A 23,586-nucleotide genomic window follows, 5' to 3' on the forward strand; every position below is an offset into this window, starting at 1 on the left:
TCACTCGGCGATCAGCGTGTCGATCTGCTCGGCCGCCCCGCTGAGGAAGTCGCTGATCGAGGAGGTCTCGAAGATGACCGCAGAGGAGTACTCGTCACGGAAGATCTGCCAGGCCTCCACTGAATTCGGGATGCTGGGCACATCGGCCGTCGCCTCGGCCTGCTCTGCGAAAGCCACGTAGTTCGGGTTCGCGTCGAAGTAGTCCGGGTACGTGTCCAGGAGTGAGGTGCGCATCGGCATCTGGCCGGTCAGTTCCAGGAGCTGCCCGTCATTGTCAACGTCCGTGGAGAACTGCAGGAACTCCCACGCGGTCGCCTGGTTCTTGCACGACGTGAACATCGAAACGCTCTTAGAGTCGGCGAAGGTGGTGGGGTTCTCGCGTCCGTCGGAGGTCGGCACCGGCATGAAGCCCACGTCGACGGTGTCGGCGTAGGAAGGGATGGCCCACGGGCCGGCGAGTTGCATCGCCGTCGTGCCCGCCGACATCGCATCGTCAGTCGATGCTTCGTTGGGGGCGAGCTTCTCCTTGTAGACGGTGGCCCAGAACTCGGCGACCGCTGTGCCCTCGTCCGAATCGAACGTCGCCGCACCGTCTTCGACGAGCATGGTGCCGTCAGTCTCGGCCAGATACAGCGGGTAGAAGTCGAACCACGGCTGATAGAACTCGCTGGTCGGGGACGGCCAGATGGCGCTCTGCACACCCGAGGCGACGATGGCGCGGGACGCCTCGAGGAAGGCGTCGTAGGTGTTCATCTCCGGATTCTCCGGATCGATGCCGGCCGCCTCGAAGAGCGCCTTGTTATACATGACCATGACCGGGTTCGACTTCCATGGCAGCTGGTAGAAGCTGCTGTCGCTCGCATAGGAGTCGACGTCTCCGCCACGTTCGGTGATGTAGTCGGCACCTCCGTCAAACGTGCTGAGATCGACGAGGCCACCCTGCTTGACCCAGCCGGAGACGGCGGCCGGCGCCACGTTGTATACGAGGCAGGGTGCGGTGCCCGCGGTGATGGCGGCGGTGATGGCCTCCTCTGACGAAGCGCCCGCAGGAATCTCCTGGGCCTTGACCTGCTCGTCTGGATGGTCGTCATTCCAGGCCTTCACCACGGCTGTACCCCAGGCGAGTTCCTGCTCGTTGTTCGAGAGCCAGATGTTGATATCTCCGGTGCCCTCTGCGGAGCCGGTCTGGCCGCCCCCGCCTGATGAGCACCCGGTGACGACAAGTGCTACGGCTCCGATGAGCGCTGCTGCGCGGATCTTCTTCATGGTGTCCTCCTTGACACTGTGGCGGGCGCGGATGCTGGCCCTGAGGTGCTTTCTCGAAAGTGAACGACATTGCAATCGACGAGCTCGGTGCGCGGCTGTGCACCGGCGATATCGGCGCGCAGCAGGAGGGCAGCGGCCCTGCCTCGAGCGGCCGGGTCCGACGAGACGCTGGTGAGTGCCGGAGACAGGTGAGCGGAGAGGTGGTCATCATCAAATCCAGAGATCGCGAGATCCCGGGGTATCACGAGCCCGTGGGCGCGTGCGTACGAGAGGCCTGCGATGGCCATCGTGTCGTTGGCATAGAGGATCGCCGTCGGCGCGCTCTCGAGGGCGAGGAGTTCTGCGGTGTGATCGCGTCCGCTCCGTGCGGTGAAGTCTCCTTCGCGCAGGAGTGAATCGTCTCCCATGGCTTCGGTATAGGCGTCGGCGCGTGCCTTGGAGTGCACGTACGCGAGTGGGCCGGAGACATGAGCGATGCGCTCGTGCCCTGCGTTACGGAGGTGTTCGATGATCTCAAGGACCGGTGTGACATCGTCGGTGCGGACACACGAGAAATCTGACGGTCCGTCGTAGGCGCCGACGAGCACGGTAGGGAGGCCGAGCTCACGAAGGAAAGGCACGCGCCAGTCATCCGTGCGCAGGTCGAGCAGCAATGCGCCGTCGGCACGATCACGCGCCATTGCGCGGTACGCACGCTCCTCTGCCTCTCTATCAGGGACGACTTGCAACAGCAGCGCGGTCTCCGTCTCGGAAAGTACGGACTCGACCCCGGCGATGAATGCGGGGAAGAACGAGTCATTTGCGATCACGTCGGGATCGCGGGCGAGGACGACGCCGATCGCGTTCGCGCGGCGGGTGGCGAGCGCCCGTGCGCTCTGGCTCGGAGACCAGTTCAGCTTCTCGGCTGCGGCGATCACCTTGGCTCGCGTCTCTTCCGAGATCGGGCGATTGCCGCTGAGGGCATGCGAGACCGTCGCTTTTGTGACGCCGGCTTCGCGGGCGACGTCGGCGATCGTCGTGCGAGTCATGCCACCTCCTCGTGACTGATTCCGATCCGGATCACGCGACGCAAACCGGTTTGATGCGAGTGTAAACCGGTTTGATGGTGCGTGTCAACGCTCCGCGCGTGGGGTCAGGATTGACCAGGCGCGGGGCGAGTCTTCTGCCCGGCCTAGCTTTCGGCGAAGAACTCCAGCGCGGCATCCTTGAACGCACGCGAGCCGGGGGCGTTGAAGTGGTGCCGACCGGGGATCTCGAAGAACCGGCCGTTCGGCGCGGAGCTCGCAAGGTCGCGGGAGCCTTCGATGACGGCATCCTTCGCCCCAGTGGCGAACAGGATCGGCCTGGTCGGAGCGTTGGTGGGATCCGGATCGATGGTCCGGGTCGTGCGCATGCCCTCGGCGAGTGCGAGCAGAGAGCGAAGATCATTGCCTGGTACGCGCTCGGTGAGTGCGATGTAGTTCTGCGTGGTCTGGTCTTGCACGGGTACGCCGTCTTCGACGTATGCACGCACCTGCTCGATATCGAGCCGCTCCAGGGGGATGCCGTCTGGCACGCCGCCGAGCACGGCGCGGTTGATGCGCTGCGGCAGGTCGCGCACGACCTCCCAGCCGACGCGTGAGCCGAGCGAGTAGCCGAGGTAGAAGGCATCTTCCACGAGGTAGGTGTCCATGACGATCTCGACATCCGACGCGAGAGTACGCATCGCATACGCGGCCGGGTCGTGCGGCTTCTCGCTCAGTCCGTGGCCGCGCTGGTCGAGCGCGAGCACACGGTAGTCGGCGCGAGTGAGATCGCGCACCCATCCGGTGAGCACCCAGTTGTCGCGGACATTCGAGGCGAACCCGTGCACGATGACGACGACGGGGGCGTCGATATCTCCCCAGGTGTAAGTCGCCAGACGCGTGCCGTCTGCGGCGTATACGAGTTGCGGTTCGGGCATCCGGGTCAGTTCAGAAAGAGGTGCGGCCACGCCATCCATCATCCTCCCTATCCGTCGTTGTTGCGCTCGGGGGCACCGTTTGCGTAACATCATCCTTCCGATGGATGCGGATCGCTGCGGTACTGCGTACCGTTGAGATCACGGAGGATGACCGGGGGGTCAAAAGATGTCGTCAATTGGTGTTGTTCGAGACCTGGCAGAGTTCTTCATGCCGATCGGGATCTTTGGTGCGGTGATAGCCGTACTGTGTGCGCTCGTCGCGATGGTGGCTCTTGCGCGGGGGTCGGCAGCGGTGTGCGGCGGTGCGGTCGCGGTCTGGATCGGCGGGGCGATGCTGAGCCTTGCCTCTGGCTTCTCCGGCGTGTGGATTCCGGCGCTTGTCGCCGCAGTCGCGCTTGTGGCAGCGCTCGTGCTTGGCGGCCTATTGCGTGGAGCGGTGAGCACCTTTGCGGCCAGGCCGAAGCCGGCAGTCGCTGTCAGTGCAGAGCCGGCGCAAGTCGTGGTGCAGCCGCGGCCGGTGGAGCGTTTCGGCGGCGGCGGCGACGTGCGTGTCGAGGCGAGTCACGCCTGACCGCGTCTTCAGCGGTAGTCGCGGTCCAGGTGCTGTCCTGAGGTATCCCCGCCAGCGACTCGCTCAGCTTCACGCGATCGCAGCTCCACCCGGCGGATCTTGCCGGAGATGGTCTTGGGCAATTCCGGCACGAACTCGATGATCCGCACCCACAGGTGTGCCGACAGGCGCTCGCGCGCGAAGGCGTAGATGGCGCGTGCGGCATCGGCCTCGGCATCCGGTCCGTCCGCGGCATCCGCCCGCAGGCAGACATACGCCTTCGGCACCGAAAGTCGCGTGGGATCCGGGCTAGGGATCACCGCGGCCTCGACGACGAGATCGTGCTCCAGCAGCACGGATTCGAGCTCGAATGGCGAGATCTTGTAGTCGGATGCCTTGAACACGTCATCCGATCGCCCGATGTAGGTGAGGTAGCCGTCCTCATCGCGCGTGGCGATGTCTCCGGTGTGGTGGAAACCGCCCGCACGTGACTCTGCGGTTTTCTCTGGATCGCCGTAGTACCCGGCCATGAGCCCCAGTGGCGGATGCGCGAGATCCAGTGCGATCTCGCCCTCGCGCTCGGTCACCTCGCCGGTCACCGGGTCCAGCAGTACGACCGGATAGCCCGGCAGCGCCCGCCCCATCGAACCGTCCTTCACGATCTGGCCGGGGGAGTTGCCCACGCAGCAGGTCATCTCGGTTTGGCCGAAACCGTCGCGGATCGTGCCGCCCCAGGCAGCGCGCACGCGGCTGATGACCTCGGGGTTCAGCGGTTCACCGGCGCCGACCAGTTCGCGCGGTGGGTGTGTGAGCCGCGAGAGGTCGGCCTGGATGAGCATTCGCCATACCGTCGGCGGCGCGCAGAACGTCGAGACCTGGTGGGTGTCCATCACCTGCATCAGTGTGTTCGCGTCGAAGCGGTCGTAGTTGTAGACGAATACGGTCGCCTCGGCAAGGAACGGCGAGTAGAAGCTCGACCAGGCGTGCTTGCCCCAGCCGGGGGACGAGATGTTCAGGTGCACATCTCCCGGTCGAAGTCCCAGCCACCACATGGTCGACAGATGACCTACCGGATAGGAAACCTGAGTGTGTTGCACGAGCTTGGGGCGGTTGGTCGTGCCGGAGGTGAAATACAGCAGCCCGGTGTCGGATGCCGGAGTCGGACCATCCGGTTCGAACGATGCCGGGGCGTTGGTCGAGTCGGCGAAGTCGTGCCAGCCGGCGGGGGTCTCGCCGACGCCGACGCGCAGAATGTCGTCATCGATATCGCTGAGGCGATCGGCGAGAGAGCCCAGCGTCACGACTCCGCGCGCATGACCGTGTTCGACGCGGTAGGCGAGATCGGATGCCGAGAGCAGAGTGGATGTCGGAATGGCGACGGCGCCGATCATGGCGAAGCCGAGCATCACCTCCCACAGCTCGATCGAATTGTTCAGCATCACGATCAGGTGGTCGCCGCGGGCGATGCCGATCTCTCGCAGCCAGCTTGCGACCTGGTCGGATCGTCGAGAGAGCTCGGCGTAGCTCCAACTCTTGATGCTCAGGTCGGCCGAGACGATCTGCACCGCCGGACGGTCGGGATTCTCACCAGCGACGACGTCGAACCACTCCAGGCCGAAGTTGAACTCGTCGAGCTCTGGCCATCGAAACCCCGACACGGCGCCGTCGTAGTCGGTGGCGTGCGCGAAGAGGAAGTCGCGCATTTCGCGGATCGCAGTGGTGGCGGCGGTGGCGGTGCGGGTCATGCATCCATCCTGCACCCGGAGCGGTGGATCTCGCCTTAGGTCTTCCGTTACCGAATCGATTCGATAAACTGTTCGTCTGCCGGTTCTCGGCCCTCTGATTCCCCGTCCCCGCGTTCCGGAAGTCTTTTCTCCGCATGGCCACCTCTCTCACCACTGGCCGCCCTTGGCGCGTCATCCTCGCATTTTCCGTGCCCCTGCTGATCGGCAACGTCGTGCAGCAGCTCTACCAGGTCGTCGACACAATCGTCGTCGGCCGAGAGTTGGGCGTGAACTCGCTCGCCGCCGTCGGCGCGACGGGTTCTCTGCTGTTCCTGCTGCTCGGCTTCGCCTGGGGCATGACGAGCGGGTTCGCGATTCCGACCGCGCAGGCTTACGGCGCAGGCGACCACACCGCCGTGCGGCGCTCGGTCGCCACGGGAACGGTGCTCGCGGCGATCGCCAGCGTGATCATCACGATCGCAGGACCGCTGCTTGCAGAGCCCATCCTGGTGCTCATGCAGACACCGCCAGAGCTCCTCGCCGAAGCGACGCTGTTCACGCAGATCAGCTTCCTCGGTGGCGGCGCAACGATGTTCTTCAACTACCTCTCGGCGATCATCCGAGCGATCGGTGACTCGAAGACGCCTCTGGTGTTCCTCACGATCTCGTGCGCTGTGAACGTCGTGCTCGTGCTCTTGCTGGTGGGCCCGGTGGGTTGGGGTGTCGCGGGCGCTGCGCTGGCGACAGTCATCGCGCAGGCCATCTCTGTCGTGCTGTGCCTTGAGTTCGTCAGGCGTCGGATGCCAGCGCTGCACATTCGCCGCGAAGACTGGAAGATCACTCGAGCTGACCTGACCGAGCACCTGCGACTGGGCTTGCCGATGGGCTTCCAGGCGTCGATCATCGCGATCGGGACCCTGGTGGTACAGGTCGCGCTGAACATGCTCGGTGCGGAAGCCGTCGCGGCATACACCACGGCATCCCGCGTCGACAGCCTCGCGACTGCACTGCTGGCGTCGCTGGGACTAGCCGTTTCGATGTACGTGGCGCAGAACTTCGGCGGACGCCGGCCCGACCGCATCCGTGCAGGCGTCGTGCAGGCGACCTGGATGGCGATCATCGCCTCGCTGGTGCTGGGCGCCGTGCTCATCGCATTCGGAACCAACCTCGTGCGGCTGTTCGTCGGTGACGGTGCAGAAGAGGTCGTCGAGCTCGCGCATCTCATGCTCATCATCAACGGTGCGACGTATTCGCTGCTTGGCGTGCTGTTCGTCATCCGTGGCGCGCTACAGGGGCTCGGCCAGGCGCTGATCCCGACCATCACTGGCGTCGTCGAGCTCGTCATGCGCGTCGGTGCGGCGGTCGCGCTGGGCGCGGTGCTGGGCTTCGGTGGTGTCGCGATGAGCAACCCGCTCGCCTGGGTAGGCGCGGTCGTCATCCTTGTTCCGGCGTATGTGCGGGCGCACAGGGCGCTGGCGCAGATGCCGATCGATCCGTACGAGATGACGCTCACGACTCCGATTGCGATCATCGGGCCCAACGACAGCTCGCTGAACGTGGATGCGATCGTCACGCAGTCGGTGCCCATCGTGGTGCAGCGACGGTGGAAGCGGCTGCTCAAACGGTGAGTCGCCGCTATCCCTGCAGCACTCCGCCGCCGTCACGCAGTTCGAACACAAGCTGCGTCTCGGTGCCGCGGACGACGGGATGCACGGTGATGTGTTCGAGCACGATGTCGCGTAGCGCCGCGGCATCCTGAACCGCGACGTGAACCAGGAAGTCGTCGACGCCGGCGACGTGGAACACCTGCAGAACGCGCGGCATCGTGGCGAGAGCATCGAACAGTGCCGTGACCTTCTCGCCGGTGTGATTGGCGAGGCGCACCTTGATGATTGCCTGCAGCGGGAAGCCGAGCGCAGCTTCATCGAGGCGGATGCGGGTGTCGCGGATGATTCCGCGATCGCGGAGGCTTCGCACGCGGTGCGCACACGTTGACTCTGCGAGGCCGAGCTGATGCGCGAGCGCCTTGTTGGTGAGATCGGCGCGAGTGCTGAGGGCGGCGAGGATCTCGAGATCGAGTTCATCGAGGGATGCTGCGGACGGTTGTGCTTTCGGCAATCTGACCATCTCCGGATCGTGCGCCTTTGTTGGAAAAATCGAGTAGTGCGGCTTTTGCGGCGGATACTGTCGAATCTTCCCATCCCTATTGTGATTCCGGCAACGTTGAAGAATGCATCCTGATACTGTCGCCGTCCACAGCGGTCGGGCCGACCTGTCCGAACTCGGCGTTCACGCCCTGCCGATCGACCTCTCCACCACGAACCCGCTGCCGGATATCGAGCGCGGAGGCGACTCCTACGAGGCCATGGCGACCGGGGGCAGGCCGCCGGCGGACGGCAGCATGGTTTACGCGCGACTGTGGAACCCGACGGTTGCGCGGTTCGAGGACGCGCTCGCAGAGATGGAGCACGCCGAGGCCGCGGTGGCATTCTCCTCGGGGATGGCGGCGATGACCGCGGCGATTCTCGCTATGACCAGTGCGACGGGTCGTCGGCACGTCGTGGCGGTTCGGCCGCTGTACGGCGGAACCGATCACCTGCTGGGTTCCGGTCTGCTCGGCACCGAGACGACCTACTGCCACCCATCGGAGGTGGGTGTCAGCATCCGCCCCGATACCGGCCTCGTCGTCGTGGAGACGCCGGCGAACCCGACACTAGAACTCGTTGACATCGCCGCGGTCGTTGCGGCTGCCGGGGACGTGCCGGTCGTGGTCGACAACACCTTCGCGACGCCGATTCTGCAGAACCCGCTCGATCATGGTGCCGCCATGTCGCTGCACAGTGCGACGAAGTACCTCGGCGGACACGGCGACGTGATCGCAGGTGTCATCGCGTGCAGTGAAACTACGGCCGCGGCGTTGCGCAGGGTACGGGCGGTGACCGGGGGATTGCTGCATCCGCTCGGCGCGTACCTGCTGCATCGGGGGCTCACGACGCTGCCGGTGCGGATGCGCCAGCAGCAGGAGAACGCGCAGCAGATCGTGCAGTGGTTGATCGATCAGCCCGAGGTCGATGAGGTGTTCTTCCCCGGGCTCAATGGCGACCCGGAGCGGATTCTCGAGCGGCAGATGCGGGGGACCGGAGCGATGATTGCGATGCGGATGCGCGGCGGGTATGCCGCGGCCAGCGCTGTCGCGTCTGCCGTGCAGCTGTTCACGCACGCGGTCTCGCTCGGTGGCGTCGATTCGCTGATCCAACATCCGGCCGCGCTCACGCACCGGCCGGTTCCTGCTGACGCGCGCCCGGACGCAGACGTGCTGCGACTGTCGATCGGGCTGGAGAACGCCGGAGACCTCATCGCCGACCTGGGGCAGGCGTTCCGGACGCTGCCGGTGGCGACGGGTGTGGAGTCATCCGGGGACCCGAGCGCCCAGCTGCTCTGGACCATCTGACGCGCTCAGGCCTCGCCGGCGAGCCACTTTCCGAAGGCGTCGAAGGAGTACGGGCGTCCGAGGAACGACTCGACCAGGGCCGCGGCATCCGCAGCTCCGCCACGGGCGAGGATCTCGTCGCGGTACCGGGCGGCGACGTCCGGCGCGAACATGTCTGCAGGGTCGAACGCGCTGAACAGGTCCTTCGCGATCACGAGGCTCCACATGTACGTGTAATACGCGGAGCTGTAGCCGGTGAGATGCCCGAATCCTGCCTGCATGTGGGTGCCCGGCAGGTGGGCGATGACGGAGTACCGGTCGGACAGCTCGGCGATCGTGGCATCGTGATCGGCCGGGCGGTCCTGGTGCAGGCGGTACGACACCGCTGAGTAAAAGATCTGCGTGCGCACCCAGCGGCCGCGGTCGGAGTCAGCCGCTTCGCGCATGCGTGCGACGAGATCCGCGGGAATCGACTCTCCCGCGGCATCCACGGCAAAGGTGCGCAGGATTTCGGCATCCCATGCCCACTCCTCGAGCATCTGCGACGGCGCCTCGACGAAGTCCCATTCGGTCGCGACCCCAGAGAACCGCACCCACGGCTGGTCGCCGCCGAGAACGTGGTGCAGCAGGTGGCCGAACTCGTGGAACAGCGTCTTGACTTGCTCGTGCTCCATGAGCCCGCGTGGGAAGTTGCAGACCAGCACACCCTCGGGCAGCTGCGCACCGCGCACACCCTTCACCAAGTCGAACTGTGCGGCGTGCTTGTACTTGCCCTCGCGCGGGTGCAGGTCGAGATGGATGCGCCCGATGCGCTCGCCGCTCTGCAGCACGTCGTAGCTCGTGACGTCGTCCGCCCAGGCCGGAGTAGCCACGGCCTGGTACTCGAGGCCGAACAGTCGGCCGGTCACGGAGAGCAGCCCCTCGCGCACTCGTGCGAAGTCGAAGTACTGGCGCACGGCCTGCGCGTCGACGTCGTATTGCTCACGGCGGATCAGCTCGCCGTAATAGTCGGAGTCGGCGCTCGTGATCTCGGTGATTGATGGGTCATCCTGCTGGGCGCGGACGAGGAGAGCCGCGGCATCCGCTTGTGCGCGGTCCGCCGATAGGTCTGCGATGCGGTCGATGAATTCGGCAATTGCAGCGCCGGTGCCGATCATCTTCGCCTCGGCGTCGAAATCCGGCCAGGATGCGTAGCCAAGGGCTGTTGCCTGCTCGGCGCGGAGCTCCAGCAGCTCGTGCAGCAGCAAGTTGTTGGCAGGCCAGCCGCGGGAGCCATAGACGCGGGCGAGCTCCTCGCGGGCCGCGCGGTCGTGCGCGTAGGCGCGGAACGGGCGGAAGTCCGGGTAGTCCGTCGTGATCTCGACGAGCCCGTCGTCGCCGACCGGGTGCGCGGCGCGGAAGTCCTCCGGCAAGCCGTCGAGCCGATCGGGGGAGATCCGGATGCTGCGCACATCGTCGCGCACATTGCGGGAGAACTCCTGCTCAATCACGGTGATGCGCGCCGCGATCTCCGACAGGCGGGCGCGGGTGGCGTCGTCACGGTCCACGCCGCCGCGGCGGAAGTCGCGCAGGGTGCGCTCCAACAGACGAGCGGCCTCGGCGTCGAGACCGGTGGGATCGAGCGCGGCGAACAGCGCGTAGAGGTCACGATCCTGGTCACGCTCGGTGACGAATGCCGCGGCAGCCTGCATTCTGTCTTCGGCGAGCTCACGTAGTTCGGTGTCCGGGTGCACCTCGGAGAGAAGCTCGGTCATGCTCGCGGCGTTCATTGCCGCTGTCTGTCCGACGTTCCACAGTTCGAGTGTCTCCAGTGCGCTGCGCTCGGTGCCGTCCTTGAGGCGGGCGACGACCTCGCGTGCTTCAGTGAGAGAGGAGTCGGCGCGCTCCGCGACGAAGCCCGCCCAGTCGGCGGAGGGCAGGGCGAGAGGTTCCAGAGGCATTGCTCCAGCCTATGGGCGCGCTTGCCGTGCATAGCTACGGAGATGACGCAGCCGCTTGCCGATCACGCCCTGGTGCGGCGCGAACAGATACACGAGTGCGAACACGCACCCCTGCACCATGACGACCAGGCCGCCGGATGCCGCATCGATCCAGTAGCTGAGGTAGATCCCGATCACGCTGCACAGTGCCGACATGAGGGGCGCGATCACGAGCATCCGTCCGAAGCGATCTGTCAGCAAATGCGCGGTCGCGCCGGGGATGATCAGCATCGCGACGACGAGTACGACTCCGACGACCTGCAGGGCGACGACGGCGGTGAGCGCCAAGACGCCGAGCAACAAGGCTCCGAGGAAACGCGGTGAGAGCCCGATCGCGAACGCGTGGGTCGGATCGAAAGCATAGAGCGTGAAGTCGCGGCGCTTGATGATCAGCACGCCGAAGGCCACAGCAGCGAGGATCGCGATCTGCAACAGGTCAGTGTCAGAGACTCCGAGGATGTTGCCGAAGATGATGTGGTTGAGATCGGTCTGGCTTGGGGTGACTGAAATCAGCACCAGCCCGAACGCGAACAGGGTGGTGAAGACGATGCCGATCGCGGCATCCTCCTTGATCCTGCTCGTGCCGCGGATCAGCCCGATCAGGCCGACCGCGAGAAATCCGAAGACCAGCGCCCCAATGGCGAACGGCGCCCCGACGACGTAGGCCAGCACGACGCCGGGCAGCACGGCGTGCGAGACGGCATCACCCATCAGCGACCAACCCACCAGCACCAGCCAGCACGACAACAGCGCACACACGATCGCCGCGATGACCGTCGTGACCAGGGCCCGCACCATGAAGTCGTACTGCAGCGGCTCGAGAATCCAATCGAGGATCATGACACCTCCCCCTGGTTCTCGTCGGCCCCATTCTCGTCAGTAGAGCCGAGCCCGAAGGCGCGGGACAGATTGGCCGGTTCCAGCGCCTCGGCCACTGACCCGTGGAACAGCACCCGGCGCAGCAGCAGGACGGCCTCGTCGGCCAGCGTCGGCAGCGCATGCAGATCGTGGGTGGAGACCAGCACAGTATCTCCGGCTGCCGCAAGCTCGCGCAGCAGCCGAACGATCGTCGCTTCGCTGCGCTTGTCGACGCCGGCAAAGGGTTCATCGAGTAGCAGGATGCCTGCGCCCTGCGCGATCCCGCGGGCGACGAACGCGCGCTTGCGCTGGCCACCGGAGAGCTGCCCGATTTGGCGGTCGGCGAGATCGGTGAGCTCCACCCGTTGCAGGGCTTCGTCGACGGCATCCCGATCGATGGTCCGCGCTCGCCGCATGAAGCCCTGCGTGCCGTATCTACCCATCATCACCACGTCGCGCACCGAGACCGGGAACGTCCAGTCGACGTCTTCGCTCTGTGGCACGTAGCCGACCAGCCCCCGTTTGCGGGCGGATGCCGAATCCATACCGCCGAGCGTTACCGTGCCGGACGCCGGACGCACCATCCCCAGGATCGTCTTGAACAGCGTCGACTTGCCCGAACCGTTCATTCCGATGAGCCCGGTCACGCGGCCCGCCTCGACGTTCAGTGAGACGTCATCCAGGGCGAGCACATCGCCGTAGCGGACCGTCACGCCGCGCACCTCGATTGCGCTCATGAGCCGGATCCAGATCCGGTGAGCCCGGCAATGATGGTGTCAGCGTCGTGGCGGATGAGGTCAAGATATGTCGGCACCGGACCATCGGCCATCGACAGCGAGTCCACGTAGAGGATGCCTCCGAATGAGGCATCCGTCGCCTCGACGACCTGCTGCATGGCCTTGTCCGACACCGTCGACTCGCAGAATACGGCAGGAACGTCGTTGTCCCTGACGAACTCGATTGCGGCAGCGATCTGGCGAGGGGTCGCCTGCTGTTCGGCGTTCACGGCCCAGATGTACGCCTCTGTGAGGCCGGCATCCCGGGTGAGATACGAAAATGCACCCTCGCAGGTGACCAGTGCCCGCTCGTTCTTCGGAAGTTCGGCGAGGTCTGCGGTGAGGTCGTCCTGCACCTGCTGCAGTTCGGCCTTGTACGACTCGGCGTTGGTGGCGAAGTCGTCGGCGTGCGCGGGGTCGAGCTCGGTGAACGCGGTGACCATATTGTCGACATAGAGCTGAACATTCAGCGGACTCATCCAGGCGTGCGGGTTCGGCTTTCCGGCATACGCGTCTGCGGTGATGTCGATCACGTCGATGCCATCGGAGACGACCGCGTGCGGCACGTCGACCGAGTCGACGAACTGCGCGAACCACACCTCGAGATTCAACCCGTTGTCCAGGATCAGATCGGCGTCGGCGGCCTTGCGCACATCACCCGGCGTCGGCTCGTAGCCGTGGATCTCGGCGCCGGGTTTGGTGATCGACTCCACGCGCAGGTGGTCGCCCGCGACGTTCTGGGCGATGTCGGCGAGCACGGTGAAGGTGGTCAGCACCATCGGGCGCTCGTCCGTGGCATCCGATCCAGAGCCATTCGGCGCCGCGGCATTCGGTCCAGCGCATCCGGCCAGGACGACGGCACCAGCAAGGATGAGCGCCGCAATAGGGCGAGTCGACGCCCCGGGTCGGAATTTTTTAGGCACACCGAAAACCTACCTTTTAGGCACACCGAAAACAATGCGTCCGGCGCACGGCCCAGTTACGTCTGCACGACGCCAGCACACTTGCACGACCGATTGCCGAGAATGATCGTGCAGGCGTACTCGGGTCGTGCATGTGTACCGGATGCCAGCATTCAGGCGGACGGGAGTGTGATGGTTCCGGTGCCGGGGAAGTTGATGCCGTCGTCTGCGGTTGCCATGCCTGTCCCATGCTTCGACCGTAGAAGGTCGATGATTCGGGAATGTTTCGGGGCGCATCCGCCCACGGCAGAGCCGCTCAGAGCAGATTCGCGCCTGCTCGACCGCCGTGCGACGCACTCTGGATTCATGAGCGAAGAGAACCCCATCCCACAGTTCGGTCCTGATGCCCGCCGCGCGCTGTTCCACGAGCGCATCCTCGTGCTCGACGGTGCACTCAACGACGACAACGGCACGCTGCTGATGACGCAGCTGCTGACCCTTTCGGCTGAAGACTCGGCCGCCGACGTCGCCCTGTGGATCCATTCGCCTGGGGGATCGGTGCCGTCGATGCTCGCCATCCGCGACATCATGAATCTGATCCCGAACGACGTCGCAACACTCGCACTCGGGACTGCCGCCAGCGCGGGGCAGTTCCTGCTTTCGGCCGGCACGAACGGCAAACGTCGTGCCCTGCCGCACGCGAGAATCCTCATGCACCAGGGGTCCGCGGGGATCGGCGGCTCCGCTGGGGAGATCGAGACGCAGGCCGACGATCTTCGACAGATGCGCGACACCGTGCTCGGACTCATTTCCGATGACACAGGCCAGACCACCGAGCGCATCTTCGAGGATTCGCTGCACGACCGCTGGTACACCGCCGCGCAGGCTCAGGAGTACGGCTTCATCGACGAGATCGTCACGTCGATCGGCGAGGTGCTTCCTCGGCGCAGGGCACGGGTCGGATTGGGAACGGATGCCGTGGCATCCACAACAGACTCGCCAGCCACAACCGAATCGCCATCCAAAACCGGAGGAGCAAAGTCATGAGCAGCTACACAATCCCGAATGTGATCGCGCAGCATCCGCGCGGGGAACGCATCATGGATGTCTACTCGCACCTGCTCGCCGAGCGCGTCATCTATCTCGGCACCGGGATCGATGCCGGCGTCGCAAACGCGCTCATCGCGCAAATGCTGCATCTCGACTCAGACAGCCCGGAGACTGGCGTGCAGTTCTACATCAACAGCGAGGGCGGTGATCCTGGTGCGGCGTTGGCCGTGTACGACACGATGCAGCACATTCGGCCAGCGGTCGCGACGACGGTCGTCGGGCAGGCGATCGGCCCGGCCGCGCTGCTCGCAGCGGCAGGAGCCCCGGGGCAGCGCGCAGCGCTCGCCCACTCCCGCATCGTGCTGCACCAGCCCGCCGGACAGTCGCGCGGTGCCATCCCCGATCTGATCCTCGCGGCCGATGAGGTCGTGCGGGTGCGCTCCGATATGGAGGAGATCCTCGCTCGGCACAGTGGTCGCACGGTTCAGGCGCTGCGTGCCGATACCGACCGGGATCGGGTGTTCACCGCGTCCGGTGCGCTCGAGTACGGGCTGATCGACACCGTGCTCGGGGCGCGCTCGTCTGAGTAGCGCCCGGGATGTTGCAGATCGCGGAGGTTGTCACGTCTGTCGGACAAAATCAGCGAATACCTCCGCCATCTGCAACAACGTCCGACAGGTGTCGCAGGCGGATGCCGAGCGGCGACACCCAGGCCTTGATCAGGCGGCGAGGGCGAAGACGCCTGCAGACCCGGCAGCGGATGCCGGAGCCGAGGCCATACGCAGTTCGTCGGCCACGTTGCTGGTGAGGTCGACGAGCGTGACGCCCAGGGCTCCGCCGATCGCGGCGATCATCTCGCTGGATGGCTCTTTGAGCCCGCGTTCCACCTCGGAGAGATACTGCGGCGAGACGCCCGCCTTGTTCGCAGTCTCGGTGAGAGTCTCTTCGCGCTCATGTCGCCTGCGGCGCAGCTGATCTCCGAGCAGCTGGCGCCAGAGTGGCTCGGGGCCGTTCGCCTGCGTGTGCGACTGCCGGGATGGGGCAGGGAAAGGGATGATCGCGGCCATGCCTCACGATAAGTCGGCGTCAGCCGCGAGCGCGAGTGTTTCTGCTCAGAGCAGAACACACGACCTCGGTCGTGGCATCCGTCGCCGCCCAGCTGCCGAGCATCGTCAGTTTGTCTGCCGACGACGTTCCGGAGCTTCGTGCTCGGCCGCCCAGCTCGCCAGCAGGCCGAGTCGCTCCGCCGACGGTGAGCCTGGCTCCGCCGTGTAGACCATCAGTACCTGTCCCGGTTCGGCGGTGATCGCGAGTTCCTCGTACGCGAGCGTTACGTCTCCGACGATCGGATGCCGATACCGCTTGGTGCCGGCACCGTGCTGGCGCACGTCGTGCGCGGCCCACAGCCTGCGGAACACGTCGCTCTGCGTCGACAGTTCACCAACGAGATCCTGCAGTCCTTTGTCATGAGGGTCGCGGCCGGCCTCGGCGCGCATGATCGCTACGCACATCTCGGCGAACAGGTCCCAGTCGGTGTAGAAGTCCTGCGACGCCGGATCCAAGAACTGGAACCGCGCGAAGTTCGGTGTGCGACCGCCCTTACCGATCATGGGAGAGAAGAACGCGCGGCCGAGGGCGTTGGCCGCGATGAGGTCCTGGTGTGGGTCGCGAACGAACGCGACGGCGCCAGACAGAGCATCCAGCGTCCACTGCAGACTCACCCTCGGCGCAGCCGGCGTCGCGGCACGGCGTCGCGACCGCCCGGACGTCGGGATGCCGTCGGCCGCACGAGCCAGATCGAACAGGTGTGCGCGTTCGGTGTCATCGAGTTGCAGAGCACGCGAGAGCGCGTCAAGTACCGACGAGGATGCCCCGGCGATGGCCCCGCGCTCGAGCTTTGCGTAGTACTCGACGCTGACCCCGGCGAGCATCGCCACCTCGGCGCGGCGCAGCCCAGGTACACGTCGGTTGGTGCCGCCGGCGATGCCGACCTGCTCCGGGGTGAGCTTCGCGCGTCGCGACGAAAGATACTCGCGGACCTCGGATCGGTTGTCCATTCGGCAAGGATAGGCCGGTTCCCGCCGTCCGAAGGGTGCCCTGTCGGTACACCTCTTCACAGACTCTTCCTCGTGGTCGCGCGAGGGCGTTGACTGTAACCACCCATCCAAAGGAGAACACATCACATGCGTGGAGTAGTCATGTACGGACCCGGCGATGTTCGGGTCGAAGAGCGTGAGAAGCCGACCATCACCAGGCCGACGGATGCTGTCATCAAGATCGCAGCGACCTGCATCTGCGGGTCCGACCTCTGGCCCTACCGCGGCACCGACAGCGCGCACGAGACCCCCATGGGCCACGAGTACGTCGGCATCGTCGAGGAGATCGGCGCGGAGGTTTCAACCATCAAGGTCGGCGACTTCGTGGTCGGATCGTTCATGGCATCCGACAACACCTGCGAGATCTGCCAGGCCGGGTACCAGTCGCGCTGCGTGCACGTTGTGCCGATGGGTCAGTACGGAACACAGGCCGAGTACAGCCTCGTTCCGCATGCTGACGGAACCCTCGTCGCCACCCCCGGCCAGCCTGACGCCGACCTGATCCCGGCACTTCTGGCCGCCTCTGATGTGCTTGGCACCGGCTGGTTCGCTGCCGTTGCCGCCGAGGTCGGCCCCGGCAAGACCGTCGCGGTCGTCGGTGACGGAGCGGTTGGCCTGCTCGGCATCCTCGCGGCAAAGGAACTCGGCGCCGAGCGCATCATCGCGATGAGTCGGCATGCCGACCGCCAGGAGCTGGCACGGAAGTTCGGTGCGACCGACATCGTCGAAGAGCGCGGCGATGAGGGCGTGGCGAAGATCAAGGAGCTCACGAACGGGCTCGGCGCGCACTCTGTGATCGAGGCCGTTGGCACCCAGGAGTCGATGATGCAGGCGATCCGTTCCACCCGTGCCGGCGGACACGTCGGCTACGTCGGCGTCTCTCACGGCGTCGCACTGCCCGGCGAGGAGCTGTTCTTCTCCGGCGTGCATCTGCACGGTGGCCCCGCCCCGGTGCGCCGCTTCCTCCCGGAGCTCATCCAGCTCATCTGGGACCGGAAGATCACCCCAGGTGACGTCTTCGACCTGACCCTGCCGCTCGAGCAGGCCGCCGAGGGCTACCGCGCCATGGACGAGCGCCGCGCCACGAAGGTGCTGCTGACCGTATAACCCCCAGTTCGACAAGTGCAAATGGCTGCATTCTGCCCCCGGATTCAGCCATTTGCGCCTGTTGAACCGCACGAAGGAGAGACATGAACATCGAACCCCGCATTCCGACCGTCAAGAACCCGCCGGAGCAGTTCACCGGCGACGTCTGGTTCGACCCGATCATCGCTCCGCACGACGGTGATCAGCGGATGTCGGGCGGGCTGGTGCGATTCGCGCCAGGCGCCAGAACGGCGTGGCATTCACACGCCCGTGGACAGTACCTGCGCGTCACCGAAGGTGTTGCCGTATGCGGCACCCGCGACGGGCACGTCGTCGAGGCGCTGCCGGGCCAGACAATCTACACCCCGCCGGGCGAAGAGCACTGGCACGGAGGCACGGATGACTGCTTCATGGAGCACATCGCACTGCTTGAGGGCGCCGATGATCCGACCACGACGACGACCTGGCTCGAGCACGTGAGCGACGAGGAGTACCGCCGCCGCTGAGCCCGGTCGAAACCCGCCGACCTCACCCCGCCAGCTGCTCAGCGAGGAATGCGGCCTGACGCTCCCACTGCAAGCCTTGCCCACCCTCGTGCTCGTTGAAGGCATACTCGACGATCTCTGCGATCCCGCCCCAGTTGTTGCGGGCCGCGTACACGGTCGACGGCGGGCATATCGGATCCATCAGTGCGACCGAGAAGAGGGAAGGACAGGTGGCGCGACGGGCGAGGTTCACACCGTCGAAGTACGACAGGGTCTGAAAGGTGCGCTCCGTGGCATCGCGGTGAACCGACAGGTACTGAACGATTTCGTTGTACGGGTCGCGCCCGGTCATCCCCACCGAACGCTCGAAGTGGCACAGGAACGGCACGTCTGGCAGCGCGGCGATGAGTCCGTTGGACAGGGCAGCAGCAGCAATCGCGATCCCGCCGCCCTGGCTTCCTCCACACACGGCCACGCGCGACGCATCGATCCGGTCGAGCGAGCGGATAGCGTCGATCGCGAGCACAGCATCCGTGTAGACCCGGCGGTAGTAATAGCTGTTCGGGTCGTCGATCCCTCTGGTCATGAATCCGGGGAACGCGGGACCCGAGCCGTGGGGGTCGGGCGTGACGCCACCGGTGCCTCCGGAGCTGCCCTGTCCGCGGGTGTCCATGAACAAGTGCGCGTATCCGGATGCTGCCCACCTGAGTCGTTCGTGCGGCAGCCCACGGCCGCCGCCGTATCCGTTGTACTCGACCACGGCAGGCAGCGGCTCATCTGTGCCCGCCGGCAGCAACAGCCATGCGCCGATCGGATCCCCGCCGAAGCCGCTGAAGGTCACGTCGTACACCTCGACGGACTGAAGCGGGGAGTCGATTCGGCGCAGCTGAACCGGCGCAGCGAGTGCCCTGGACTCCTCGAGCGTCTGCTCCCAGAAATCATCGAAATCGGTGGGTTCTGCGATTGCGGGGCGGTAGGAGCGCAGCTCCTCGAGGGGCAGATCAAAACGCGGCATTGCGGCATCCTTCAATCGGGGGGTCGGCGGCAGTTTATCGGGGCGCCGATTGTTTCCCCCGTCGCGGCCTGCCTCGATTAGTCTTGACGATGAGATCTCCCCTCGTTTCCTCCCCATTTCTGCGAACGGCCCTTTTTTCATGATGCCTCGCGTCATGAAGGTCTTCCGGCTCGCAGTTGCCAGAAAGGTGTTCCCTCGTGAATGACTCCGCCGAGAACAACGTCGACGAGCAGGGGGCCGACTTCTTCGATCAGCTGGCCCACGGACAGACGCGCGAGCAAGGCACCTTCACGATCGGTTTCCGTGGGTATGACAAGGGTGAGGTGGATGCCGCGATCGCGGGCCTGCGCATGCAGGCACAGCGTGCGGAAGCAGATCTTGCTGAGGCCCGTTCCGGTGGGAGCCGCGACATCGCCTCCGTGCGCTCAGAGGTAGAGGCCGCGCGCGCCGAGAGCGACGCGCGCATCGCTGAGGTCGAGGCGCAGGCCGATGACCGTGTCGCGGCACTGGAAGCAGACCTCGCAGCAGCGCGCGCGCAAGCAGACGACGCCGAGCAGCAGGTCGCGACGCTCACCAGCGAGCTTGTGGACGCGCCGAAGAGCGAGACTGACGGTGAGGGGTCGCGGCTGCAGTTCGAGGCTGTGCTGAGAGTTGCCGAGGAGCAGGCGTCGGTACTGATCCAGAACGCCGCCGTGCAGGCGGATCGCCTGCTCGAGGTTACGCGCGCCGAAGCAGATACCCGCCGAGCTGAGCTCGCCACCGAGGTTGACCGAATCACCGCGCAGGCGCAGCACGATGCCGATCAGGTTCGACTGCGTATCGACACGGAATACACCGCGCACGAGGCTCGCGTTCAGCGCGAGGGTGCGCATGCTGCAGAGAAGGTCATCCAGGCCGAGCAAGAGGCGGCGACTGTCCGCACCGAGGCTGAGAAGGGTTCAGCAGCTCTGCGCTCGATGGTCACCCGTGAGACGAGCCAGCAGCGTGCCGATGCTGAGCGTGAGGTGCGCGAGATGAACGCTCGCGTGCTGGAATTCGAAGAGACGCTGACCCGCCGTCAGGACGAGGCACAGCAGGAGTTCCTGCTGTTGCATAACCAGGCCGTTGCTCACGCTGAGCGCATCACGGGTGATGCGAACGAGCAGGTCGCGTCATCCCTTGAGCACACCAAGCGGATCTCCGCGAAGGCCGACGACTACGAGCGTCTGATGCGCTCGCAGGCACATGCCATTGAGGCGGATGCGCAGGTGCGTTCTCGCGAGACGCTCGAACGTGCACGTGTGAAGGCGCAGAAGATCGTCAGCACGGTCACCGGCCACACCACTGAGGTGTTGCGTGATGCCGAGGATCGCACGCGCCAGCTGCGCTGGCAGCAGCAGCAGCTGAACAGTTTCATGGCTGAGGTGCGGGAGCTGATCCGCCCCGAGGGTCTGCCGAGTGCGGATGTCGTGGATGAGGATTCGGACGAAGACGAGGATGCCGTCGAACCCGCTGCCGTCGCAGCTGACGTCGAGGTTGACGAGATCGACGAAGAGTCCGACGAAGACGAAGACGAAGACGAAGACGAAGAAGACGCCAAGGCCTGAGCGGTAAGAGCAACATGTCCCACTTGGTGAGCGTGACCGAACTGGCTGAGTTGATCGGTTCCGGTGCGCGCGTCCTTGACGTGCGTTTCCGGCTGGACCAGCCAGACGGTCGATCCGACTATCTCGAGGGCCACATCCCCGGCGCGGTGTATGTCGATCTCGAGTCGGAGCTGTCCCGTCACGGGCGGCCCGACGAGGGTCGGCATCCACTGCCTTCGACAGAGCACGTGCAGGATGCAGCGCGCAGCTGGGGACTAGGCGACGGCGATGTTGTCGTCGCGTATGACGACTACCGCGGGCTGGCGGCGGCGCGTGCGTGGTGGCTGCTGCGTCGCGGCGGTGTCGATGTGCGGGTGCTAGACGGCGGATGGGCTGCGTGGCAGGCCGCTGGTGGTGACGTCGAGACCGGTTCAGCAGAGTTCACGCCCGGTGCGGTGACCTTGACGGATGTCGCAGCTGACAGTCTCACCATCGATGAGGCGGCGGCATTCCCGGCATCCGGAGTGCTTCTGGACGTGCGTGCGTCGGAACGCTTCCGCGGCGAGATCGAGCCGCTGGACCCGATCGCCGGACATATCCCCGGTGCGACGAATCTGCCAACTGGGGTGCACCTCCGCGAGGATGGCACGCTTCGCGATCTCGACACTCTGCGGGGCAACTTCGCCGACGTCGGGATTAGCGACGACACCCCTGTTGCCGCGTACTGCGGATCGGGACTCACCGCCGCGCATACGGCGCTCGTGCTCGCCGAGGTGGGCATCGATGCGAAGATCTTCCACGGTTCCTGGAGTCAATGGTCGAACACCCCTGGGCGTCCGATCGCTACGGGGGAGTAACCTCGGCGGGCCTTGAAGGCCCGCGCGATGCGCAAGCCCGCTAGCCTCGGAGCAGGAGGTCTCACCATGAGCGTACGAATCGTCGTCGGGATTGAGCAGACAACGGCAGGGGAGCGCGCGCTCGCGTGGGCCGCCCAGCGGGCAGCAGAACGGAAACGTCCGCTGCTGTTGGTCTCCGTTGTCAGCGGTGCACTGGGTGTGGTCGGCGAAGGTGAGTTGCTCGCCGAGACTGAACGTCAGACGCTGGAATGGTTGAACGCCGAGTCCGAGCGGCTGAGCACCGGCGGCCTGACCGTCGAGACTCGAGTTCTACGCGGCGACCCGGTCGCCCAGCTCGCGAAAGCGTCAGCTGAAGAGGAGATGCTCGTCATCGGCAGCGATTACCGCGGGCCGGAAGGTGGCCAGGCGCGTGGCGTTCATGGCATCCGCATTGTGTCTGCGGCATCCATCCCCGTCGTGGTGATCCCTGACATCGACATCAGCGGGCGCACAGGCGTGGTCGTCGGCGTCGATGGCTCGCCGATTTCGGAGGCGGCGATCGCCTTCGCGGCCGCCGAGTCTGACCGTCTGCGTGAGCCGCTCATCGCGGTCGCGGTCTGGACTCCGATGACGGTGAAGCCGCGTAACTCGCTCGTCTACCCGCCCGACTATCTGAAGAGTCTGGAGCACGCCGCGGAGGAGAACCTGGCACTCTCGCTGGCCGGGCTCCGTCAGGACTACCCCGATCTCGAGATTCAGTCGCACGTCGTGCGTGGATATCCGTCCGCCGTCATCAGCGAGCTTGCGTCCGGCGCCAGGCTCACCGTTGTCGGTTCGCACGGTCGTGGTGTGGTCGCACGGTTCCTGCTCGGCTCGATCAGTCACGAGGTGCTCACGCACCTCCGCACGCCGACGGCAGTGGTCAGGTAGTTCGCTCGCGCTGCAACGCCACTCTTACGTGCCGTTACGCGCGTTCGCCGAACCCCCAGCGCAACACGAGCATCCCTGGGCCCCACCCGTGGCGCACCTGGTGGATCGTCGTGGCGCCGTCGAGGAAAAGCGGTGTCACCTTGGTCTCCCTAGGTGTCTCCTCTATCTCCTCGATCCAATCCGGTAGGGCGTCGGGGTGGAACCTGGTCCAGAGCACGATGTCGCGACACCGGCGGGCGACGCCGTGCCCGGTCTCGCTGGTGCTCGGATAGTCGGGTGGGTACTCCAGCTTCCACTCGATCATCGTCGTCTGCGCAGGCCCGAGTGGACGCTCAAGCTCGAACATCGCACCGTGCACTTCTCCGCTCGGGTGCGAATAGCGGCGAGAGATGTGCCCGCCGGACACGAAGCTGAAAGTGGGTGCCGGTGTCGAGACCCCGGGGGTGAGATCGAGATAGGGGACGTTCGTGATCGTTCCTGAGGTGGACTGCAGAAGCGTGCGCGTAATGCGCGAGATGACGAACCCGTCGCTGCCGACCTCGGTGACGGCAGTGGTTGAGACATCACGTCCAGGATCCATGACCGGAGCATCCAGAGCAATGAACGTCTCGGCCACAGCTCGCTCCAGACGCCCTTCATTCAATGGGTACTGCGGTGTGCCGATCGGGCCGACGCGCAGGGTGGGTCCGATCAGCGACAGCAGAGCTCCGATGTCCAGATCGAGCAGCGATTCGATCTGCTCTATGGCAGCCCTCGATTGCGGGCCTTCCGGGCGCCGGGCGCCGGAGCGCCAGTAGCTGAGCGTCGCCGCTGAGATCGGGTTGCCGCTCGCTGCCAGGCGCTCCCGCAACCAGGTGAGAGTGACTCCGCGCGCAAGGATTGCCTTGCGCAAAGCCAAGGCGAAATCGAGCCTCTCGTCGACCCCGATGGAATCTTCTTCGTACATCACAGACCCTCCCCCAGGTATGTGAACAAGCAGTGTCTAACCTTGAGCATAAGACCACGCAAGACACTCGGGGCCCGAGTTAACGCGTGGGCGGCACGGTCGGATCGCGGCGGGTAGGGCACTACCTATGCACGCGATCCACCGGACGCG

Annotated in this window: 23 protein-coding genes; 10 read left to right on the top strand and 13 right to left on the bottom strand. The window is 65.5% G+C overall.

Annotation, left to right across the window (positions count from 1 at the left end; all coding sequences use genetic code 11):
- From AC1C2Q_RS10080 to AC1C2Q_RS10090, 3 genes are all read right to left on the bottom strand, one after another.
- Positions 1-1,266, bottom strand: a complete 1,266-nt coding sequence (locus AC1C2Q_RS10080; protein ID WP_495449979.1) for an extracellular solute-binding protein — start codon at positions 1,264-1,266, stop codon at positions 1-3.
- Positions 1,263-2,294 (bottom strand): LacI family DNA-binding transcriptional regulator, encoded by a 1,032-nt coding sequence (locus tag AC1C2Q_RS10085; RefSeq protein WP_495430960.1) that lies wholly within the window; start codon positions 2,292-2,294, stop codon positions 1,263-1,265. The genes AC1C2Q_RS10080 and AC1C2Q_RS10085 overlap by 4 nt, the downstream gene beginning before the upstream one ends.
- Before the next feature lie 143 nt (positions 2,295-2,437).
- The gene (locus AC1C2Q_RS10090) at positions 2,438-3,238 is read right to left on the bottom strand and encodes an alpha/beta fold hydrolase (RefSeq protein WP_495449980.1); all 801 of its coding nucleotides are present in this window, start codon (positions 3,236-3,238) and stop codon (positions 2,438-2,440) included.
- Positions 3,239-3,374: 136 nt separating this feature from the next.
- Here AC1C2Q_RS10090 and AC1C2Q_RS10095 point away from each other — a divergent pair, with 136 nt between their 5' ends.
- Positions 3,375-3,779 carry a hypothetical protein gene (locus AC1C2Q_RS10095; protein ID WP_495430962.1) on the top strand — a complete coding sequence of 135 codons (405 nt, stop codon included), beginning with the start codon at positions 3,375-3,377 and terminating at the stop codon, positions 3,777-3,779.
- A gap of 8 nt (positions 3,780-3,787) precedes the next feature.
- On the opposite strand, the gene AC1C2Q_RS10100 is transcribed toward AC1C2Q_RS10095, so the two are convergent.
- Positions 3,788-5,503 carry an AMP-binding protein gene (locus tag AC1C2Q_RS10100; protein WP_495449981.1) on the bottom strand — a complete coding sequence of 572 codons (1,716 nt, stop codon included), beginning with the start codon at positions 5,501-5,503 and terminating at the stop codon, positions 3,788-3,790.
- Between the two features lie 134 nt (positions 5,504-5,637).
- Between AC1C2Q_RS10100 and AC1C2Q_RS10105 the strand changes: the two genes are divergently transcribed.
- Positions 5,638-7,110, top strand: a complete 1,473-nt coding sequence (locus AC1C2Q_RS10105) for an MATE family efflux transporter (RefSeq protein WP_495430964.1) — start codon at positions 5,638-5,640, stop codon at positions 7,108-7,110.
- 7 nt (positions 7,111-7,117) lie between these two features.
- On the opposite strand, the gene AC1C2Q_RS10110 is transcribed toward AC1C2Q_RS10105, so the two are convergent.
- Positions 7,118-7,609, bottom strand: a complete 492-nt coding sequence (locus AC1C2Q_RS10110) for an Lrp/AsnC family transcriptional regulator (protein WP_495449982.1) — start codon at positions 7,607-7,609, stop codon at positions 7,118-7,120.
- A gap of 103 nt (positions 7,610-7,712) precedes the next feature.
- Between AC1C2Q_RS10110 and AC1C2Q_RS10115 the strand changes: the two genes are divergently transcribed.
- On the top strand, positions 7,713-8,933 hold the full coding sequence (locus AC1C2Q_RS10115) for a trans-sulfuration enzyme family protein (protein ID WP_495449983.1): 1,221 nt from the start codon (positions 7,713-7,715) through the stop codon (positions 8,931-8,933).
- A gap of 5 nt (positions 8,934-8,938) precedes the next feature.
- On the opposite strand, the gene AC1C2Q_RS10120 is transcribed toward AC1C2Q_RS10115, so the two are convergent.
- Genes AC1C2Q_RS10120 through AC1C2Q_RS10135 form a run of 4 tightly spaced genes read right to left on the bottom strand, consistent with a single transcriptional unit; the run spans position 8,939 to position 13,448 of the window.
- The gene (locus tag AC1C2Q_RS10120; protein WP_495449984.1) at positions 8,939-10,852 is read right to left on the bottom strand and encodes a M3 family metallopeptidase; all 1,914 of its coding nucleotides are present in this window, start codon (positions 10,850-10,852) and stop codon (positions 8,939-8,941) included.
- A 9-nt stretch (positions 10,853-10,861) separates the two neighbouring features.
- Positions 10,862-11,731: a metal ABC transporter permease gene (locus AC1C2Q_RS10125; RefSeq protein WP_495449985.1), complete on the bottom strand. Its 870-nt coding sequence runs from the start codon at positions 11,729-11,731 to the stop codon at positions 10,862-10,864.
- A complete protein-coding gene (locus tag AC1C2Q_RS10130) occupies positions 11,728-12,486 on the bottom strand; it encodes a metal ABC transporter ATP-binding protein (RefSeq protein WP_495449986.1) in 759 nt (252 codons plus the stop codon). Before AC1C2Q_RS10130 ends, AC1C2Q_RS10125 begins: the two co-directional genes overlap by 4 nt.
- A complete protein-coding gene (locus AC1C2Q_RS10135; RefSeq protein WP_495449987.1) occupies positions 12,483-13,448 on the bottom strand; it encodes a metal ABC transporter substrate-binding protein in 966 nt (321 codons plus the stop codon). The genes AC1C2Q_RS10130 and AC1C2Q_RS10135 overlap by 4 nt, the downstream gene beginning before the upstream one ends.
- A gap of 345 nt (positions 13,449-13,793) precedes the next feature.
- On the opposite strand from AC1C2Q_RS10135, the gene AC1C2Q_RS10140 reads away from it, so the two are divergent.
- Complete coding sequence (locus AC1C2Q_RS10140; protein WP_495449988.1) at positions 13,794-14,474, top strand: ClpP family protease; 681 nt, start codon at positions 13,794-13,796, stop codon at positions 14,472-14,474.
- On the top strand, positions 14,471-15,067 hold the full coding sequence (locus tag AC1C2Q_RS10145) for a ClpP family protease (protein WP_495449989.1): 597 nt from the start codon (positions 14,471-14,473) through the stop codon (positions 15,065-15,067). Before AC1C2Q_RS10140 ends, AC1C2Q_RS10145 begins: the two co-directional genes overlap by 4 nt.
- Positions 15,068-15,196: 129 nt before the next feature.
- Here the strand turns inward: AC1C2Q_RS10145 and AC1C2Q_RS10150 are convergent, their stop codons facing one another.
- Entirely contained in the window at positions 15,197-15,544 is a 348-nt protein-coding gene (locus tag AC1C2Q_RS10150; protein WP_495449990.1) for a helix-turn-helix domain-containing protein, read from the bottom strand.
- Between the two features lie 105 nt (positions 15,545-15,649).
- Positions 15,650-16,534: a helix-turn-helix transcriptional regulator gene (locus AC1C2Q_RS10155; protein ID WP_495449991.1), complete on the bottom strand. Its 885-nt coding sequence runs from the start codon at positions 16,532-16,534 to the stop codon at positions 15,650-15,652.
- 126 nt (positions 16,535-16,660) lie between these two features.
- Between AC1C2Q_RS10155 and AC1C2Q_RS10160 the strand changes: the two genes are divergently transcribed.
- Both AC1C2Q_RS10160 and AC1C2Q_RS10165 read left to right on the top strand, forming a co-directional pair.
- Positions 16,661-17,680 carry a zinc-dependent alcohol dehydrogenase family protein gene (locus AC1C2Q_RS10160; protein ID WP_495449992.1) on the top strand — a complete coding sequence of 340 codons (1,020 nt, stop codon included), beginning with the start codon at positions 16,661-16,663 and terminating at the stop codon, positions 17,678-17,680.
- Positions 17,681-17,763: 83 nt separating this feature from the next.
- Positions 17,764-18,165, top strand: a complete 402-nt coding sequence (locus AC1C2Q_RS10165) for a (R)-mandelonitrile lyase (RefSeq protein WP_495449993.1) — start codon at positions 17,764-17,766, stop codon at positions 18,163-18,165.
- Positions 18,166-18,187: 22 nt separating this feature from the next.
- Here the strand turns inward: AC1C2Q_RS10165 and AC1C2Q_RS10170 are convergent, their stop codons facing one another.
- Positions 18,188-19,159 (bottom strand): acetylxylan esterase, encoded by a 972-nt coding sequence (locus AC1C2Q_RS10170; RefSeq protein WP_495449994.1) that lies wholly within the window; start codon positions 19,157-19,159, stop codon positions 18,188-18,190.
- A gap of 197 nt (positions 19,160-19,356) precedes the next feature.
- On the opposite strand from AC1C2Q_RS10170, the gene AC1C2Q_RS10175 reads away from it, so the two are divergent.
- The 3 genes from AC1C2Q_RS10175 (at position 19,357) to AC1C2Q_RS10185 (ending at position 22,490) form a co-directional block, all read left to right on the top strand.
- Positions 19,357-20,745 (top strand): cell division initiation protein, encoded by a 1,389-nt coding sequence (locus tag AC1C2Q_RS10175; RefSeq protein ID WP_495449995.1) that lies wholly within the window; start codon positions 19,357-19,359, stop codon positions 20,743-20,745.
- 14 nt (positions 20,746-20,759) lie between these two features.
- Positions 20,760-21,581 (top strand): sulfurtransferase, encoded by an 822-nt coding sequence (locus AC1C2Q_RS10180; RefSeq protein ID WP_495449996.1) that lies wholly within the window; start codon positions 20,760-20,762, stop codon positions 21,579-21,581.
- Positions 21,582-21,647: 66 nt separating this feature from the next.
- Entirely contained in the window at positions 21,648-22,490 is an 843-nt protein-coding gene (locus AC1C2Q_RS10185; RefSeq protein ID WP_495449997.1) for a universal stress protein, read from the top strand.
- Between the two features lie 34 nt (positions 22,491-22,524).
- On the opposite strand, the gene AC1C2Q_RS10190 is transcribed toward AC1C2Q_RS10185, so the two are convergent.
- Positions 22,525-23,436: a hypothetical protein gene (locus AC1C2Q_RS10190; RefSeq protein ID WP_495430978.1), complete on the bottom strand. Its 912-nt coding sequence runs from the start codon at positions 23,434-23,436 to the stop codon at positions 22,525-22,527.
- Positions 23,437-23,586: the final 150 nt, after the last annotated feature.

Source organism: Microbacterium sp. Y356 (assembly GCF_059445355.1).